The 15,925-nt window shown below is 60.8% G+C and carries 18 protein-coding genes; 10 read left to right on the top strand and 8 right to left on the bottom strand.

All coding sequences use genetic code 11. The features are described from left to right. Positions 1–50: 50 nt before the first annotated feature. The 3 genes from VE26_RS14315 to VE26_RS14305 are packed head-to-tail and all read right to left on the bottom strand — an operon-like array spanning position 51 to position 1,750. Positions 51–419: a helix-turn-helix domain-containing protein gene (locus VE26_RS14315; protein WP_046105845.1), complete on the bottom strand. Its 369-nt coding sequence runs from the start codon at positions 417–419 to the stop codon at positions 51–53. Then, positions 416–997 (bottom strand): Smr/MutS family protein, encoded by a 582-nt coding sequence (locus VE26_RS14310; RefSeq protein WP_046105844.1) that lies wholly within the window; start codon positions 995–997, stop codon positions 416–418. The genes VE26_RS14315 and VE26_RS14310 overlap by 4 nt, the downstream gene beginning before the upstream one ends. Before the next feature lie 24 nt (positions 998–1,021). Beyond that, the gene (locus VE26_RS14305) at positions 1,022–1,750 is read right to left on the bottom strand and encodes a Tim44/TimA family putative adaptor protein (protein ID WP_046105843.1); all 729 of its coding nucleotides are present in this window, start codon (positions 1,748–1,750) and stop codon (positions 1,022–1,024) included. A gap of 170 nt (positions 1,751–1,920) precedes the next feature. Here VE26_RS14305 and VE26_RS14300 point away from each other — a divergent pair, with 170 nt between their 5' ends. Beyond that, positions 1,921–2,391 carry an FxsA family protein gene (locus VE26_RS14300; RefSeq protein ID WP_046105842.1) on the top strand — a complete coding sequence of 157 codons (471 nt, stop codon included), beginning with the start codon at positions 1,921–1,923 and terminating at the stop codon, positions 2,389–2,391. Between the two features lie 85 nt (positions 2,392–2,476). Next, entirely contained in the window at positions 2,477–3,004 is a 528-nt protein-coding gene (gene secB / locus VE26_RS14295) for a protein-export chaperone SecB (protein ID WP_046106391.1), read from the top strand. Between the two features lie 55 nt (positions 3,005–3,059). On the opposite strand, the gene dnaQ is transcribed toward secB, so the two are convergent. From dnaQ to VE26_RS14275, 4 genes are read right to left on the bottom strand one after another with little or no spacing between them, the layout of a single operon-like run. Further along, positions 3,060–3,767: a DNA polymerase III subunit epsilon gene (gene dnaQ / locus VE26_RS14290; RefSeq protein ID WP_046106390.1), complete on the bottom strand. Its 708-nt coding sequence runs from the start codon at positions 3,765–3,767 to the stop codon at positions 3,060–3,062. Then, positions 3,767–4,357, bottom strand: a complete 591-nt coding sequence (gene coaE, locus VE26_RS14285) for a dephospho-CoA kinase (protein ID WP_046105841.1) — start codon at positions 4,355–4,357, stop codon at positions 3,767–3,769. The genes dnaQ and coaE overlap by 1 nt, the downstream gene beginning before the upstream one ends. A 2-nt stretch (positions 4,358–4,359) precedes the next feature. After that, on the bottom strand, positions 4,360–5,226 hold the full coding sequence (locus tag VE26_RS14280) for a shikimate dehydrogenase (protein ID WP_046105840.1): 867 nt from the start codon (positions 5,224–5,226) through the stop codon (positions 4,360–4,362). Further along, a complete protein-coding gene (locus tag VE26_RS14275) occupies positions 5,195–5,797 on the bottom strand; it encodes a Maf family protein (protein ID WP_046105839.1) in 603 nt (200 codons plus the stop codon). Before VE26_RS14275 ends, VE26_RS14280 begins: the two co-directional genes overlap by 32 nt. Positions 5,798–6,237: 440 nt before the next feature. Between VE26_RS14275 and hemE the strand changes: the two genes are divergently transcribed. The 8 genes from hemE to VE26_RS14235 all read left to right on the top strand — a co-directional run bounded on the left by hemE (position 6,238) and on the right by VE26_RS14235 (position 14,852). After that, positions 6,238–7,272 carry a uroporphyrinogen decarboxylase gene (hemE, locus tag VE26_RS14270; RefSeq protein WP_046105838.1) on the top strand — a complete coding sequence of 345 codons (1,035 nt, stop codon included), beginning with the start codon at positions 6,238–6,240 and terminating at the stop codon, positions 7,270–7,272. A gap of 10 nt (positions 7,273–7,282) precedes the next feature. Further along, the gene (gene hemJ / locus VE26_RS14265; protein ID WP_046105837.1) at positions 7,283–7,708 is read left to right on the top strand and encodes a protoporphyrinogen oxidase HemJ; all 426 of its coding nucleotides are present in this window, start codon (positions 7,283–7,285) and stop codon (positions 7,706–7,708) included. Between the two features lie 259 nt (positions 7,709–7,967). Then, complete coding sequence (gene rho, locus VE26_RS14260) at positions 7,968–9,233, top strand: transcription termination factor Rho (protein ID WP_046105836.1); 1,266 nt, start codon at positions 7,968–7,970, stop codon at positions 9,231–9,233. 21 nt (positions 9,234–9,254) lie between these two features. Then, positions 9,255–10,547: a tRNA uridine-5-carboxymethylaminomethyl(34) synthesis GTPase MnmE gene (mnmE, locus tag VE26_RS14255; RefSeq protein ID WP_046105835.1), complete on the top strand. Its 1,293-nt coding sequence runs from the start codon at positions 9,255–9,257 to the stop codon at positions 10,545–10,547. Positions 10,548–10,635: 88 nt separating this feature from the next. Continuing rightward, entirely contained in the window at positions 10,636–12,498 is a 1,863-nt protein-coding gene (mnmG, locus tag VE26_RS14250; RefSeq protein WP_046105834.1) for a tRNA uridine-5-carboxymethylaminomethyl(34) synthesis enzyme MnmG, read from the top strand. Next, positions 12,498–13,145 carry a 16S rRNA (guanine(527)-N(7))-methyltransferase RsmG gene (rsmG, locus tag VE26_RS14245; protein WP_052715937.1) on the top strand — a complete coding sequence of 216 codons (648 nt, stop codon included), beginning with the start codon at positions 12,498–12,500 and terminating at the stop codon, positions 13,143–13,145. The genes mnmG and rsmG overlap by 1 nt, the downstream gene beginning before the upstream one ends. A gap of 18 nt (positions 13,146–13,163) precedes the next feature. After that, the gene (locus VE26_RS14240) at positions 13,164–13,964 is read left to right on the top strand and encodes a ParA family protein (RefSeq protein WP_046105833.1); all 801 of its coding nucleotides are present in this window, start codon (positions 13,164–13,166) and stop codon (positions 13,962–13,964) included. A 9-nt stretch (positions 13,965–13,973) separates the two neighbouring features. Further along, positions 13,974–14,852, top strand: coding sequence for a ParB/RepB/Spo0J family partition protein (locus VE26_RS14235; protein ID WP_046105832.1), 879 nt, complete (start codon positions 13,974–13,976; stop codon positions 14,850–14,852). A gap of 48 nt (positions 14,853–14,900) precedes the next feature. Here VE26_RS14235 and holA read toward each other — a convergent pair whose 3' ends face one another. Beyond that, a complete protein-coding gene (gene holA, locus VE26_RS14230; RefSeq protein WP_046105831.1) occupies positions 14,901–15,923 on the bottom strand; it encodes a DNA polymerase III subunit delta in 1,023 nt (340 codons plus the stop codon). Positions 15,924–15,925 lie beyond the last annotated feature (2 nt).

The following is a 15,925-nucleotide window of genomic DNA, read 5'->3' as shown; positions in this document are numbered from 1 at the left end:
CTTGTGGGCGAAGGCGGGCCGGGCACGACGCAAGACGGATGAAGCGTGGCTTACCGGCGGCGGCCGGCGCGTTTGACCAGTTCGTCGCGCAGGAATTTGAGATCTTCCGCTTCAAGGCGGTTGATGCCGTCGCGCAGGCGATTGGCGAGTTCGGTGGCTTCGGGGGTCAACCCGCCGGTATCGATCGTGACCTTGGGGTCCGAAATTTCCGCCAGGCGCTGGAGTTCTTCGGCCTCGTCCCAGATGACATTGAAGAACGCGATGATGCGATGCAGGAGGAAGCTTGTCGGCTGCCCGCGCTTGCCGTGTTCGAGGGCGGAAAGATAGGCGCTCGAAACGTTGAGCGCCGCCGCCATTTCCTTGAGCGAGATGCCGCGCGCTTCCCGCATGGCCCGCAGCTTGGCGCCGAGTGGGGTCATGCGCGTCGCAGGCGTACGTAATACGCCCCCTCGCCACCATGGCCGCGCGCCGCCGGGCTCCAGCCGGAGACCAGATGCGCCAGCCCCGGCTCGGACAGCCAGATGGGCAGCATGGTACGCAGGATGCCCCGCTCGGTCATGGCCGCAATATAATCATTGTCGGTCTTAAGGCCCTTGCCGGTGATGACAAGGAGCGTGCGTGCGCCGCTCGCGGCGCGGGTCGTGACATAGCGGTGCAATGCCTCGCGCGCCTCGATCTGGGTCATGCCGTGCAGATCGATGCGGCCATCGATCTCGATCCTGCCGCGGCGGACTTTTTTGTGGATGGCCGGATCCACCGCTTTTTCCGGAACCCGGGCCATGGGCTTTGGTGCCTGATAGGGGGGCAGGAAAGGCTTGGCGGCAGAGAGCTTTTTTGGCGGGGCCTTGATCTGCGGCGCCGGCTCGGCGACCGGCACAGGCAGGGTGCCGCTCCCCAGCGTCAACAAGGGCTTGCGCCGCAGGGGCTCCACGCTCTCGGTGACATGCGTCCAGAGATGGAAATCGGGCGGCAGGCGCTTGGGGTCGCGCTTGGACATGGAACAAGGGCCTGCCGCAGGGTCTTAATCGAGCTGGGAGGTGCTGACGACCTTCCAATTGGGATCGCGGGACTTGGGATTGCGCGCGAAGGTCCATTCGTCGGCAATGGTCTGGACCTGATCGGCATTGCCCTCGACCAGATTGCCTTCGGCGTCCCGGGTGGCGGACACCACCTCGGCATGGAAGTCGACCGTGACGTTGACGTTCTTCTTGTCATAATCGGCGTAGACGATGGCGATCTTGGGCAGGCCGACAAAGGTGAAATCCACCTTCTGTCCGGCAGCTTCGCGATCGGCGATGGCGCGCTGGAAACCTTCGAACACATCCTTTTCGAGAAGGTTGCGCAGGGTCTGGCGATCGCCCTCGGCAAAAGCGGTGACGATCATCTCGTAAGCCTGCTTGGCGCCTTCGAGGAAGGACTTGGGTGTAAAGGTGGGGTCCGCTTCCGCTACGGCGCGCAGACCAGCGGCAAGCTCGGCATTGCCGGCGGAAGCCTGCTCGATTTCGGCCTCCAGCTTGCGGGCGCGCCGCTCGTCATCCAGTTCGGGCTGGGCGACGCTGGGCCGGGGCCGCAGCGGGACGACGGTTTCATCGGAATTATTGGTGCTTTTCTCGGCCGGCGTGGAGCGGGTGCGATCCACCGGAGGGCGCTCGTTACCCGTCCGTGTCCCCAGCACCGAGCGGAGCCGGAACAGCACGAACACGGCCACGACAATGGCAATCAGGGTTGGCAGGTCGAGAAATTCGTCCATGAATGGGGCACCTTGCGCGGGAGGCGTCGACAAAAAAGGGCGTTACGGCGCTCGTCTGGCGCCAATCCGGTCCTATATATAGGGAAAGCTTTAGCTCAAAACCAGTTCACGATGGGGCGAGTTGCATTTTGCCGCGCCTGCCATCCGCCTAACCCGAGAAGGACCTGCCCTTGGCCCGCTTTTTCGCTCTTGGTTTCTTCCTGCTGCCGCTGGTGGAAATCGCGCTGTTTATCCTCGTGGGTCGCGCCATCGGATTGCTGCCGACGCTTGGCCTGGTCGTCCTGGGCGGCGTGGCCGGGGCCATGCTGTTGCGCCAGCAAGGGCTGGGCGTGGTGGCGCGGCTGCGGTCCAATGTCAGTGCCGGCACATTGCCGGGCAAAACCATGTTCGACACCATGCTGATCGGGCTGGCGGGCGTGCTGCTGATCCTGCCCGGATTTTTCAGCGATGCGATCGCGCTGATCCTGCTGATACCTGCCGTACGCAATCGCTTGTTCGGCGCACTGGCCGGTCGTGTGCGGGTGGTGCAGACCACCACAACCTATCGCCGCCATGACCCTGCAGGCGAAGAAAATGGCGACGAGTCACCGCCCCTGATCATCGATGCCAGCAACGACGACTGGCGCAAGGACGGCAAATAAACGGCCCGTGCTTGTTCGGCAGGGGCAAAAATGGTAGCCACCCCGCCAGAATTCTTTGAAATTCCGCATCGAAAAGGACCAATCAATGGCCGATGATACTCAGGGCGCGGCAGCGCCGCAGCCTGCAGCCGCACCGAGCATGAACCTGGTGGGCCAGTATATCCGTGATCTCTCGTTCGAGAATCCGGGTGCTCCCTCTGCCCTGCTGGCCGGCGGCGGCAACCCGGCCTTCAACGTTTCCATCGCCGTCGGCGTCAAGAAGCAGAATGACGAAATCTACGCGGTCGAGCTGACGCTCAACGCCAAGGCCAATCGCGACGAGACCGTCCTGTTCAACGTCGAACTGGTCTATGGCGGCATCTTCCGCCTCAAGAACGTTCCCGAGGCCCAGCTCTCGCCGCTGCTGATGATCGAATGCCCGCGCCTGGTGTTCCCGTTCGCGCGTCAGGTGCTGGCCAGCGTGACCCAGCAGGGCGGCTTCCCGCCGCTGATGATGGAGCCGGTCGATTTCTCCGCCATCTATCGCCAGAACCTGGCCAAGCTCGCCGCTCAGGGCAATGCGCCCGGCGCCCCGGCGGCTCCGGCCAATGCCGAAGGCGAAAAGCTCAACTGAGCCTTGGACCGAACCGAATAAAGAAAGCCCCGGTCGATCCGGGGCTTTTTCGTTTCTACCCGGCGGCCTGGGACGGGGCGTAACGCCCCCAGATGGCGCTGTCGCCCATTTTGGCGATGAAGGCGGCATGCGCATCGGCTTCCGCCGCGGTAATCCGATTGGGCAGGGGAGCAGGCCGGGGCCTGACGGGAATGCGATCGGCCACGATCGAGCCGGCATTGGCGCCTTCATCGGCCATCAGTGCCAGGCTAACCTGCTTGCCGCCGATGAGCTCAAGGTAAACTTCGGCCAGGATCTCGCTATCGAGCAAGGCGCCGTGAAGGGTGCGGCGGGAATTGTCGATGCCATAATGCTTGCAGAGCGCGTCGAGGCTGACCCGGGCGCCAGGATGTTTCTGGCGTGCCACCATGACGGTATCGATCACCGGATTGGCGAGCGCCGTGCGGCCGGCATTGATCAATTGGGCGTTGAGAAAGCCCATATCGAAGGGCGCATTGTGGATGACCAGGGTCGCGTCGCCGATAAAAGCGAGGAAATCATCGATGATGGCGGCAAAGAGCGGTTTGTCGGACAGAAACTCTTCGCTCAATCCATGCACGCGAAACGCCTCTTCGGGCATGGAGCGCTGGGGATTGATGTAGACGTGGAAATGCTTGCCGGTCGGGATGTGATTGATCAACTCGACGCAGCCGATTTCCACCAGCCGATCCCCGCCCTGGGGGGACAGGCCGGTCGTTTCGGTGTCGAGCACGATTTCCCTGATCATTGCACCTCAGCCCTTATGCCGGCGACCAAAGCGGCGATGTCGCGGTCGATGTCATCCTGGGGTCTGGCCGTATCGAAATGCCAGGTGGCCCGCTTGATCTTTTCGGCCTGCGGCATCTGCCGGGCAAGCAAAGTCTGCATCTTTTCCACGCTCATGCCCGGTCGCGCCAGAATACGCTGCCTCTGGATGGCCTCGTCGACATGGGTCACGGCGATGCCGTCGAAGCCGTAATCGTGGCCACTTTCGAACAGAAGCGGCACTTCAACGGCAGCGAGCGCTGCGCCTGCACGCTCGGCATCGTCAAGGAAATCGGCGATGCGTTGACGGACAAGCGGATGCACGATGGCTTCGAGCTTGGGGAAAAGACCTGGATCGGCTGCAAGGCGTTGCGCCAATGCCTGACGGTCAACGACGCCATTGGGGGCAATGCCGGGAACAAGCGCTTCGAGCGGACCGACGGCCGGACCTGCGTAAAGCGCCGCGACCGCCTCGTCGGCGGAAAGGACCGGCACACCACATTTGGCGAAAGCCGCCAGAAGGGTCGACTTTCCGGTGGCGATGGAGCCGGTGATGCCGACGCGACGCATGCTCAATGATCCAATGTGGCTTCGATACGCGCGCGCAAATGCGGTGTCACATCCGGCTGGACGCCGAACCAGGCGGAAAAACCAGGCACGGCTTGGTGCAGTAGCATGCCCAGACCATCGACCGTCCGCAGGCCACGCGCCTGCGCCGCGGCAAGGAGCGGGGTGACGAGCGGAGTATAAACAATATCGGTCACGAGCGCCGTTTGCGGCAGCAGGCCCAGATCAAGCCCCTCGAACCGGGTGCCATGCATGCCTACCGCGCTGGTATTGACCAGGAGGGCGGCTCCGGGGGCAAGGGTCGCGAAAGCGTCCAGCCCATGTGCCGCGAACGGCCCCTCGATTTCAGCAATCAGGGCCTCGGCATTGGCGGGGGTGCGGTTGAGGACATGGATCGTGCCCGGAAAGCGCTCGCGCAGGGCGACAAGGATGGCGCGGGCAGCGCCGCCGGCACCGATCACCACAGCGTCGCCGGGAATTTCCGCCCAGGACGGCAAACCGGCGTCAAGATTGCCGAGGAACCCCAGATAGTCGCTGTTGCTGCCCTCTACCCGGCCATCGCGCACCACAAGGGTGTTGACTGCCCCGATAGTGCGGGCCAGGGCGTCGACGCTGTCGCAGAGGGCAAAGACCGCCTCCTTGTGCGGAATGGTGACATTGCCGCCCACGAACGCGCCGCCGCGCAGGCGGTCAAAGAATTCCGGCAAGGCATCGGGCGCGACGTCGATCGCCTCGTAGGTGCCGTCGATCTTGTGCTCGCGCAGCCAGGTACCATGGATAAGCGGGGAGCGCGAATGGGCGATGGGGTGCCCGATGACGAAGGCCTTTTGGGTCACGATCTCAGTTTCCGGGAGACAGAAGTTGGGGGGCATGATCGCGCAGCGCCTCCAGGAGGGGCAGGAGCGGCAGGCCCAGAATGGTGAAATAGTCGCCATTGACCGTCTGGAACAGCCGGATGGAGGGGCCTTCGAGCCGGTAGGACCCGACCGAAGACAGGATGGCATCGCCCTCGAGATCCAGAACCTCATCCCGCTCGGACGGGGTAAAGGCGCGCATGGTCAATTCGGCCGTTTCGATTGTCGACCAGATGGCCTGCCCGTTTCGGGCCAGAGCGACCGCTGCGTGAAGGCGGTGGGTCTTGCCACGCAGGCGCTCAAGCTGGGCTCGGGCGGCGTCGCGACCAGCAGGCTTGTGCAAAAGGTCCCGCCCCAGGGCCAGGGTCTGGTCGGCGCCGATCACAACATCGTCCGGGCGCTGACGCGAACCGGCTTCTGCCTTGGCCTGCGCAAGGAGCAAGGCCAAATCCCGTCCATCGGCGCCGGCAGCCAGCGCATCGGCTTGCAGCCCGCGTTCATCGAGACGGGGCGAGACGATGTCAAACCGCAATCCGGCCTTGTCCAGCAAGGCTTTACGGGTGGCGCTGGTCGAGGCGAGAACGAGCATGGGCTCATGTTTTCCACACACTCATCCCCAGCTCAAGGCCGATCTGTGCGTAAGACTCGCAAGTTTTGCCCGACGCCGAGTTTGTTCGACATAGCTAATAAATCATTAACAGCTTGAGCCCGGGGGTCCCCTCGCAGGGGCAGGGGACAGCTCTGGGGATAACCGGATTTGGCCACGTGAGGTTATTGAGCGCGCCATCCACAGCCGGAATCGAATCATTGACTCGGCAAGTGCCCGGTTAAGCTTTTGTTAATGATTTGGGCAGAGGGACGGCAGGAGGTCGGCCGGTGCGAGTTCACACATCATTAACCAAGCTGCTGCGCGCAAGTGTCACCGAGGGCGGCGATTGTTAACGGCCGTGAATTGCAGCTAAACACCGCTATGAAGATAAAGATACTAAGACAGAAAGACTCCTTTAGGGGTTTGGAAGGGTCGAAACCATGAGCCCGGTGGCACAACGTAAACTTTTGGCGACAGTGCTCGGCGACCGTCAGGATCGCCCCCCTGTCTGGATCATGCGCCAGGCCGGACGCTACCTTCCCGAGTATCGCGAAACCCGGAAACAAGCCGGGACCTTTCTCGACCTCTGCTACACGCCCGAGCTGGCGGTGGAAGTGACGATGCAGCCGCTCCGCCGTTTCGACCTCGATGCGGCAATCCTGTTTTCCGACATTTTGGTCATTCCCGATGCGCTGGGACAATCAGTTCGCTTCGAAGTGGGCGAAGGCCCGATCCTTGAACCGCTCGATGTTGCCGGGATCGACCGTCTCGATCGCAGCCGCGCCTTAGAGCATCTCCAGCCGGTGCTGGAAACCGTGCGCCGGTTAAGGGCTGCTCTGCCCATGGACAAGACCCTGATTGGCTTCTGCGGCGCCCCCTGGACAGTTGCGACCTATATGCTCAATGGACGGGGATCGTCCGACCAATGGACGGCGCGTCGATTTGCGCTCGAACATCCGGAGGCTTTCGACAAGCTGATCGACATTCTGGTCGAGACCAGCATCGATTATCTTGCGGCCCAGTTCGAAGCCGGTGCGGACGTGGTGCAGCTTTTCGAAAGCTGGGCGCTCAATCTCGATGAAACCTCCTTTGGCCGCCAGGTGATCGAACCCAATCGGCGGATCGTGGAGGGATTGCGCAAACGCATCCCCAATGCCCCCATTATCGGGTTTCCGCGCGGGGCTGCAGGCAATCTCGAGCGCTTTGCCAGGATCACCGGTGTCAATGCACTGGGGATCGACTATTCGACGCCGCGGGACTTCGTGACTGCCAACCTGCCCCGCACGTTGCCGGTGCAGGGCAATCTCGACCCGCTGCGGCTGGTGGTGGGTGGCGAAGGCATGGAAAAAGAAGTGCGGCAGATCATCGAGGCCTGGTCGGATCGCCCTCATATCTTCAACCTCGGGCATGGTATCGTGCCGGACACGCCCATTGCCCATGTGGAACGGCTGATCGAACTGGTCAAAAGGGGCTAGGAGCAAGACGATGATCGAATGGTTCAAGGCATTGCACGTGATCTCGGTGATCGCCTGGATGGCCGGCATGCTCTATCTGCCACGGCTTTTTGTCTATCACAGCGTGGCCGAGACAGGTTCGGTGCAGTCCGAGACCTTCAAGATCATGGAACGCCGGCTGTTTCGCGCCATTACGACGCCCGCGATGATCGCAACCTGGGTGTTCGGCCTGGCCATGGTAGGCCACGGTATCGTCGATTGGGGTTCGATCTGGCCCTGGGTGAAAGCGGCCTTCGTGATCGCGCTGTCCGGCGTCCATGGACTTTATGCCCGCCACCTCAAGGCGTTCGCCCAAGATCGAAACGACAAGCCGCAGAAATATTTCCGCATGCTCAACGAGGTGCCGACGGTGATGATGATCGTCATCGTCATCATGGTGATCGTCAAACCGTTCTAGCGGTTCCGGTTTCACGTGAATCCGTCGCCGGGTCTCGAGACGTCACAATTGCGGCGAGACAGAAACAGGCGGGGCCGGCGATAAAAATGCCTGCTGGCACCGCTCTTTCCGCGTTTCAATCTTGAACAGTCGCGCGGATCAGGCTACATGAAGGCAAGGACACCCCTGTTTTGCGCGACCGCCCGGTTGCAGCGCGGTTCCGAACCTTCCCCACCTAGACGTTCTTATTTCGATATTCCCTCAAGGGTCCGTCGCATACATGCAGAATATCAAGCTCAGCGAGCTCAAGGCCAAATCGCCGGCCGAACTCTTGGCCTTTGCCGAGGAATCGGAGGTCGAAAATGCCTCCACGATGCGCAAGCAGGAATTGATGTTTGCCATTCTCAAGGAATTGGCGGCACAGGACATCAACATCGTCGGCGAAGGTGTCGTCGAGGTCCTGCCTGACGGTTTCGGTTTTCTGCGGTCGCCGGACGCCAATTATCTGCCCGGTCCGGATGATATCTATGTCAGCCCCAGCCAGATCCGTCGTTTCGGGCTGCGCACGGGCGACACGGTCGAGGGGGAAATCCGCTCGCCCAAGGAAGGCGAGCGCTATTTCGCGCTGCTCAAGGTCTCGACGATCAATTTCGAGGATCCTGAAGCGGTTCGCCACAAGGTCAACTTTGACAATTTGACGCCGCTTTATCCCGAAGAGCGGCTGCGCATGGAGCTGCCCGATCCCACCCTCAAGGATCGCTCCGCACGGCTGCTTGATCTCGTGGCGCCGCTGGGCAAGGGTCAGCGCGCCTTGATTGTTGCGCCGCCTCGTACCGGTAAGACGGTATTATTGCAGAATATCGCACAATCGATCGCGACGAACCATCCGGAATGCTACCTGATCGTCCTGCTGATCGACGAGCGGCCCGAAGAAGTGACCGACATGCAGCGCTCCGTGCGCGGCGAGGTCATTTCATCCACGTTCGACGAACCGGCCTCACGTCACGTGCAGGTGGCCGAAATGGTCATCGAAAAAGCCAAGCGCCTTGTCGAACACAAGCGCGACGTGGTGATCCTGCTCGATTCCATCACCCGCCTTGGCCGTGCCTACAATACCGTCGTTCCGAGCTCCGGTAAGGTGTTGACCGGCGGTGTGGATGCCAACGCGCTGCAACGCCCCAAGCGTTTCTTCGGCGCTGCCCGCAATATCGAGGACGGCGGCTCGCTGACCATCATTTCGACGGCGCTGATCGATACCGGTTCGCGCATGGATGAAGTGATCTTTGAAGAATTCAAGGGCACCGGCAATTCTGAAATCATTCTCGACCGCAAGGTTGCAGACAAGCGCATCTTCCCCGCGCTCGACATTACCAAGTCCGGTACCCGCAAAGAAGAATTGCTGGTGGAAAGCGACATCCTCAAGAAGATGTATGTGCTCCGCCGCATCCTCAATCCGATGGGCACGATCGATGCCATGGAATTCCTCATGGACAAGGTTCGCCAGACCAAGACCAATTCGGATTTCTTCGACTCGATGAATACCTGATCGAGCGGGCAGGGCGTCTTCATGCAGGTGGGCGACACTATCATGGCGCTCTCTTCGGGCGCCCTACCCGCCGGCGTGGCGGTCATCCGGTTATCCGGCCCCTTGGTTCGTGCGGTGCTGCCCAAGCTCGTCGGCCCCCTCCCAAAGCCTCGCACCATGGCCCTTCGCCATATCGGGCAGGACAAAAGGCTTGATCAAGGGCTCGTGGCATTTTTCCCCGCGCCGCACTCCTTCACCGGCGAGGACTGCGCCGAGCTGCATGTCCATGGCTCGGTCGCGGGCGTCAAAGCCATTCTGGCAAAGCTGAGCCAGGACGGGCTGCGTCTCGCGGAACCTGGCGAATTCACAAGGCGCGCCTTCGAGAATGGCAAGCTCGATCTTCTCGCCGTCGAGGGGCTGGGTGATCTTCTCCTCGCGGACACCGAAAAACAGCGCCAGCAGGCCCTCGCCCGCTATGATGGCGGCCTCACAAGGCAAATCGACACTTGGCGAGACACCCTTCTCAACCTCCGAGCTGAAATCGAGGCGCGCCTTGATTTTTCCGATGAAGGCGATGTCTCCGACGCCTTGCCGGAAACCTGGCATCACGATCTAGCGGACCTGGAAATTGCGCTTGCCGCGACGCTGGCTACTTTCGAAAGCGGACGGATCGTTCGTGAAGGTATTCGGGTGGCGCTGGCTGGCCCACCCAATGTCGGTAAGTCCAGCCTCATCAACGCCCTGGCACGATCGGAGATAGCCATCGTCTCCGATGAAGCCGGCACGACCCGCGATGTCCGGGAGGTCCCGCTCGATATCGGTGGGCAGCTTTTCATCTTGCTCGATCTGGCAGGTCTCAGAGAGACGGAAAGCCGGGCGGAAGCAGAAGGCATTCGCCGCGCCACGGAAGCTATCAAGCATGCCGATATCCTGCTCTGGTTACGCGCACCTGACGTGACCGACATGGCGCTGCCGCAGACACACGCAAGGATCATTACAATCGGAACGAAAGCGGATTTATCGCTTGTCCCCGATACTGACCTGTCCGTGTCGGTGGAGCATTCATCGGGGATCAAGGACCTGATCCAGATACTGCAGGCCGCCGGCGAAAGTTTTGCTACGGGGGAGCCCGTACTGGTCAGCCATGAACGGGATCGGAACGCGTTAACACAGGCGCTTGAAGCGCTTGTCGAAACCCGAGAAGCGCTGCGCGATTGGGAACTAGCGGCGGAATCACTGCGCCGGGCATCGGCCGGGCTCGAGCGAATGATTGGCCGGCTAGACTCCGAAAAGATTCTGGATCGTCTGTTTTCAGGCTTTTGCATCGGCAAGTGATTCACGTGAAACGCGCAAGGCGCCCGACAGGGATCTCAATTGATTCACGTGAAACATTGGCCTATGGGAACAGCCATGGAGTCCTATCATGAGTGATTACGCTGTCATCGTCGTGGGTGGCGGACATGCGGGCACGGAAGCCGCAGCGGCGGCCGCACGTCTCGGCGTTCCCACTGCGCTGATTACCCACCAATTCGCCACGATTGGCGAGATGAGCTGCAATCCGGCTATCGGGGGCCTGGGCAAAGGCCATCTCGTGCGTGAGATTGACGCTCTCGACGGCTTGATGGGCTGCGTCGCCGATGCTGCAGGCATCCAGTTTCGAGTTCTCAACCGCCGCAAGGGCCCGGCTGTCAGGGGGCCGCGCGCGCAGGCCGACCGCAAACTCTATCGCCAGGCCATGCAGGCCGCCATCAAGGCCCAAACCAATCTGGAGGTCATCGAAGGCGAGGTTGACGATCTCGAGGTGACCGCGGGCGCCATTACTGGTGTGCGTCTCCTGGACGGCCGTCGGTTCGGGACCAAGGCCGTCGTCTTGACCACTGGCACATTCCTGCGTGGCCTCATTCATCGGGGCGACGAAACGATCCCAGCCGGGCGGCTGGGCGAAAAGCCGGTGCTGGGCCTCTCCACCCGACTGGAAGGCCTTGGCTTGCAGCTTGGACGGTTAAAGACCGGCACTCCGGCGCGCCTTAATGGCAAAACCATCAATTATAGCGTGCTTGAAGAGCAGCAGGGCGATGATCCGCCGGAACCATTCTCCGCCCTGACCCGCGCCATCACGACTCCGCAGATTTCATGCCACATCACGCGGACCATGGCGGAAACGCATCGCATCATCAGCGATAATCTGCATCGCTCGGCCATGTATTCCGGTCGCATCCAGTCGCGGGGCCCCCGCTATTGTCCATCGATCGAGGACAAGATCGTGCGGTTCGCAGACCGCGACAGCCACCAGATTTTCCTCGAGCCCGAGGGCCTGGATGATCATACGGTCTATCCCAATGGGCTTTCCACATCGTTGCCGGAAGAGGTGCAGGCGCAGTTTCTGCGATCTATGCCCGGGCTCGAGCAAGTCGACATCATCCGGCCTGGCTACGCCATCGAATACGATTACGTTGACCCGCGGGAACTTCGGCCGACACTTGAGGTAAAAAGGCAGCCCGGTCTGTACCTGGCGGGCCAGATCAATGGCACGACCGGATATGAAGAGGCTGGGGCGCAAGGCCTGTTGGCAGGCGCCAATGCCGCTTTGTCGACCACGGGAGCCAAGCCGCTGATCCTGTCGCGGACCGACAGCTATCTCGGTGTGATGATCGATGATCTGGTGACGCGGGGGGTGAGTGAGCCCTATCGCATGTTCACGTCACGCGCCGAATTTCGGTTGCACCTGCGTGCTGACAACGCGGACCAGCGACTGACCCCGATCGGGCTGGAATGCGGATTGGTCGCGCGGGAGCGTGCGGCGCTTTATCGAGAGAAATCGGCCAAGGTGGCCCATGCGCGTAGCCTGCTCGACACCCTGACCACATCACCGAGCGAAGCCCGCAAAGCTGGTCTCGCTGTCAATGAAGACGGTCGCCGCCGCACAGCATTCGAGCTATTGTCATACCCTGAGTTGGGCGCCAAGGATCTCCATACGCTCTGGCCTGAACTTGCCGAAATCGATTCGGCGGTGTTTGAGCAAGTTGGCATTGACGCGCAATATGCGGTCTACCTCGACCGACAGAAATCCGATATCGACAGCATGCGACGGGATGAGCAACGCGCGATACCCGATGATCTGGACTATGCTGCTATCCCCGGTCTTTCGATGGAATTGCGCAATAAGTTGTCGCAGCACCGGCCGCAGACCATTGCGCAAGCGCAGGCCATCGATGGGATGACACCAGCCGCGATCACCCTATTGCTGGCTATCCTGCGGCGTGGAACGCTGCGCAAGGCTGGGTGATGGCTGTCGCTGACGTTATCAAACCCTATAGCCCGTATTTCAGCCGTCCCTATGAAGACGTGGCAGCGGACTTGGAATCCTATGCCAAACTGCTCGAAAAATGGCAGAGCGTTCAGAATCTTGTTTCACGTGAAACATTGAAGGATGTCTGGAGCCGGCATTTCGCCGACAGCTTGCAGTTGTTGACCCTTACACAAGCGAGCGACCGGCTTTTTCTCGATCTCGGCAGCGGTGGGGGCTTCCCGGCATTGCCGTTGGCCATAGCGTCAAAGGGTTCAGACAGGAAGTTTGTCCTGGTCGAACCAATTGCGCGCAAGGTCAGCTTTCTACGGACTGTGGCTCGCGAACTTGATCTCAATGTCAGCGTGATCGGGCGCCGCAGCGACCAAATTGATTCACGTGAAACAGGCGTCCCTGACGTGATCACCTCCCGTGCCCTGGCGGCATTGCCGCAATTATGCGCCTGGATGGAACCGTTCTTCGCCGCACATACGCGCGCCTTGCTACACAAAGGCGCGGAACATGTTGATGAGCTCTCCGAATCGGGTGCGCATTGGCTTTATGATGTGTTAATACAGCCCAGTGACACCGACGTGCGCGGCGTGATGCTAACCCTCACGAATCTGCGGCGCAAATCAGTGAGTTAGCGGCACACGGAGGCCAATTTGGCACCCCGGATTTTGACTTTGGCCAATCAGAAGGGCGGCGTTGGCAAGACCACGACCGCCATCAACCTTGCCACGGCACTTGCTGCCATCGGCGAGCGGGTTCTGATTGTGGACCTCGATCCTCAAGGCAATGCTTCGACGGGATTGGGAATCTCCCGAACGGATCGCAGCGTATCGGCCTATGACGTGCTGGTGGGGGAATCCGATGTTCCGTCAGCGGCAATCATGACCAGTGTACCAAATGTAGCCATCGTGCCATCCACCATGGATCTTCTGGGTGTCGAACTGACCATTGCCGGCCAGCAGGATCGCGCCTTCAAGCTGCGCAACGCGTTCAAGGATTTAAGTGGTCTGCTGATCAATGATCAGGCGGTGAGCTATATCCTGATCGACTGCCCACCATCCCTCAATCTGTTGACGGTTAATTCGCTGGTGGCGGCCGACGCGGTGCTCGTGCCCTTGCAATGCGAATTCTTTGCCCTCGAAGGATTAAGCCAGCTGTTGCAGACGATCGAGCAGATCCGCTCGACGCTCAATCCGCGCTTGTCGATACAGGGCGTCGTGATGACCATGTTCGACAAGCGCAACAATCTCAGCGAGCAGGTTCTGGCGGATGTGCGCAGCGAAATGGGAGAGCTGGTCTATGAGACCGTCATCCCCAGAAATGTGCGACTGAGCGAAGCGCCATCCTATGGCAAGCCTGCTCTGCTCTATGATCTCAAATGTGCCGGCAGCCAGGCTTATCTGCGTCTCGCCACCGAAGTGATCCGCCGTGAGCGGCGGCTCAATGCAGCTTAGGAGCCTGACATGACCGATAAACCAGCACGCCTTGGGCGGGGCCTTGCGGCATTGATCGGCGACATGGCCGTTATGGAAGGTGCGCGCGTCACCGAATCGGCTTCTGGCAGCAAACGTCTGCCAGTCGACTTCATCATCGCCAATCGCGCCAACCCGCGGCGAACCTTCGATCCAGATCAATTGGAAGAACTGACCAATTCGATCCGGGAGAAGGGGGTGATGTCGCCGCTTCTCGTGCGGCCTACGGATGACCCCAACATCTTCGAGCTCATCGCCGGAGAGCGGCGCTGGCGGGCAGCGCAGAGAGCCGGCCTGCACGATGTGCCGGTGATCGTCCGTGAGGTCGATGACAAGGAAGCCCTGGAACTTGCAATTATCGAAAACGTTCAGCGTGCCGATCTCAACCCACTTGAAGAAGCGATGGGATATGGGCAGCTGATCGAGCAGTTCGATTACACACAGCAGGACTTAGCCCAGGTCATCGGTAAGAGCCGGTCGCATGTCGCCAACACACTGCGGCTGCTGCGTCTGCCCGAGGATGTTCGCGGCATGGTGGCGAGCGGCACACTCACGGCGGGCCATGCCCGCACCCTCATCACCGTAGAGGATCCTGCGGGGCTGGCTCAGCAGATTGTCGACAAGGGCCTTTCTGTGCGCGAAGCCGAAGCGTTGAGCCAGCAAAGGGATTTGCCCAAGCGCAAGCCGACTATTGGCAGCAGTGAGTCGCGGGACGCCGACACGGTCGCACTCGAGCGTCGTTTGTCGGATGCCTTGGGGCTGAGCGTCGCACTTAATCATTCAGAGCGCGGGGGCAGGCTCGAGATACGGTACAAAACCCTTGAGCAATTGGACGATATTTGTGTTCGCCTGACCGGACGCAGCAATTAGGGCCATGATCGAACAAGTGTTCCACGTGAAACCGCCCCGGTAAGCAAGTCAGCTTGCCGCAGCCATCATGCAGAGAGCGAGGGTCGTGCGACGTAGTACGGCTTCGGCCAGGACTGGCCGCCGCCGTGTATCCGACGTCGCCTGGAGAAGCCGGTCGCTAGCTGTTCCCAAGGCGCGATCGCCCCATAGTCGCAATTGCTGCTCAAGAGATGCCATTCGTGAAAAATGCGGCCGCGGCTTGGTCGCCTCAAGAACCGCGCGAGCGCTTCTGCCCGCATCCACATCCGTGCGCCAACGCCGCAGATTGGCAAAATGGTTAGTCAGCATGGCCAGCAGCTGCTGCGGATTGACATTGGCGGCCAAAGCCCGATTAAGCGCCAATTCGAGCTTTTCGGCATGCCCATTCCCTGTTGCGTCCAAGATGGCATCGATCGCCAGCACGCCATTATCCGCACACAGCAGCAGAACGTCATCGCGCGTCAGGAGTTTAGTATTCGCTGCATAAAGGGTAAGCTTTTCGAGCTCCCTGCGGGTGATTTCACGGTCATTACCCAATATTTCCCGCAGTGTGGGAACAACATCATTATCGATGCGAATAGCGGCCTGATTGAAGGTTTCGCGCATCAGCGCCATCAGCGTTTCATCACTGTCCGGATAGCACGGGAGGGCGCGGCCGAACTTTGCTGCTTCTACCAAAGCCCGCAAGGCATCCCGCGGCGCCAGGTTGTCGGCTTCCAGAACAATCGCAGCGCCGCCCGGGTCATCCCGCAGCTCGGTGAGCGGCATGACCAGAGCCTTGGTGGCGTTACGCACACGAATGATTCGCTTACCGGCGAAAAGCGACCCGGAGCGCGCCTCGACCAGCAATTGCGACGGATCTGAGGACAGGTCCGCCCCCTCCAGCACAGAAATATTGGCGGATGCGGGATCGTCTCCGCTCAGGTGGCGGATCAAGCGTTGGGCGGTCTCGCGTACAAGACCGCCATCCGGGCCATAGGCCAGAAAAATGCCCTCGTCGAGATCGGGGCGCACCAAGAAGCGCGCCACCTCGTGAGCCTTGAGCGCCGTCACTG

It is taken from the genome of Devosia chinhatensis (assembly GCF_000969445.1).
Taxonomy (GTDB): domain Bacteria; phylum Pseudomonadota; class Alphaproteobacteria; order Rhizobiales; family Devosiaceae; genus Devosia; species Devosia chinhatensis.
This window is presented reverse-complemented; position numbering and strand designations above follow the sequence as displayed.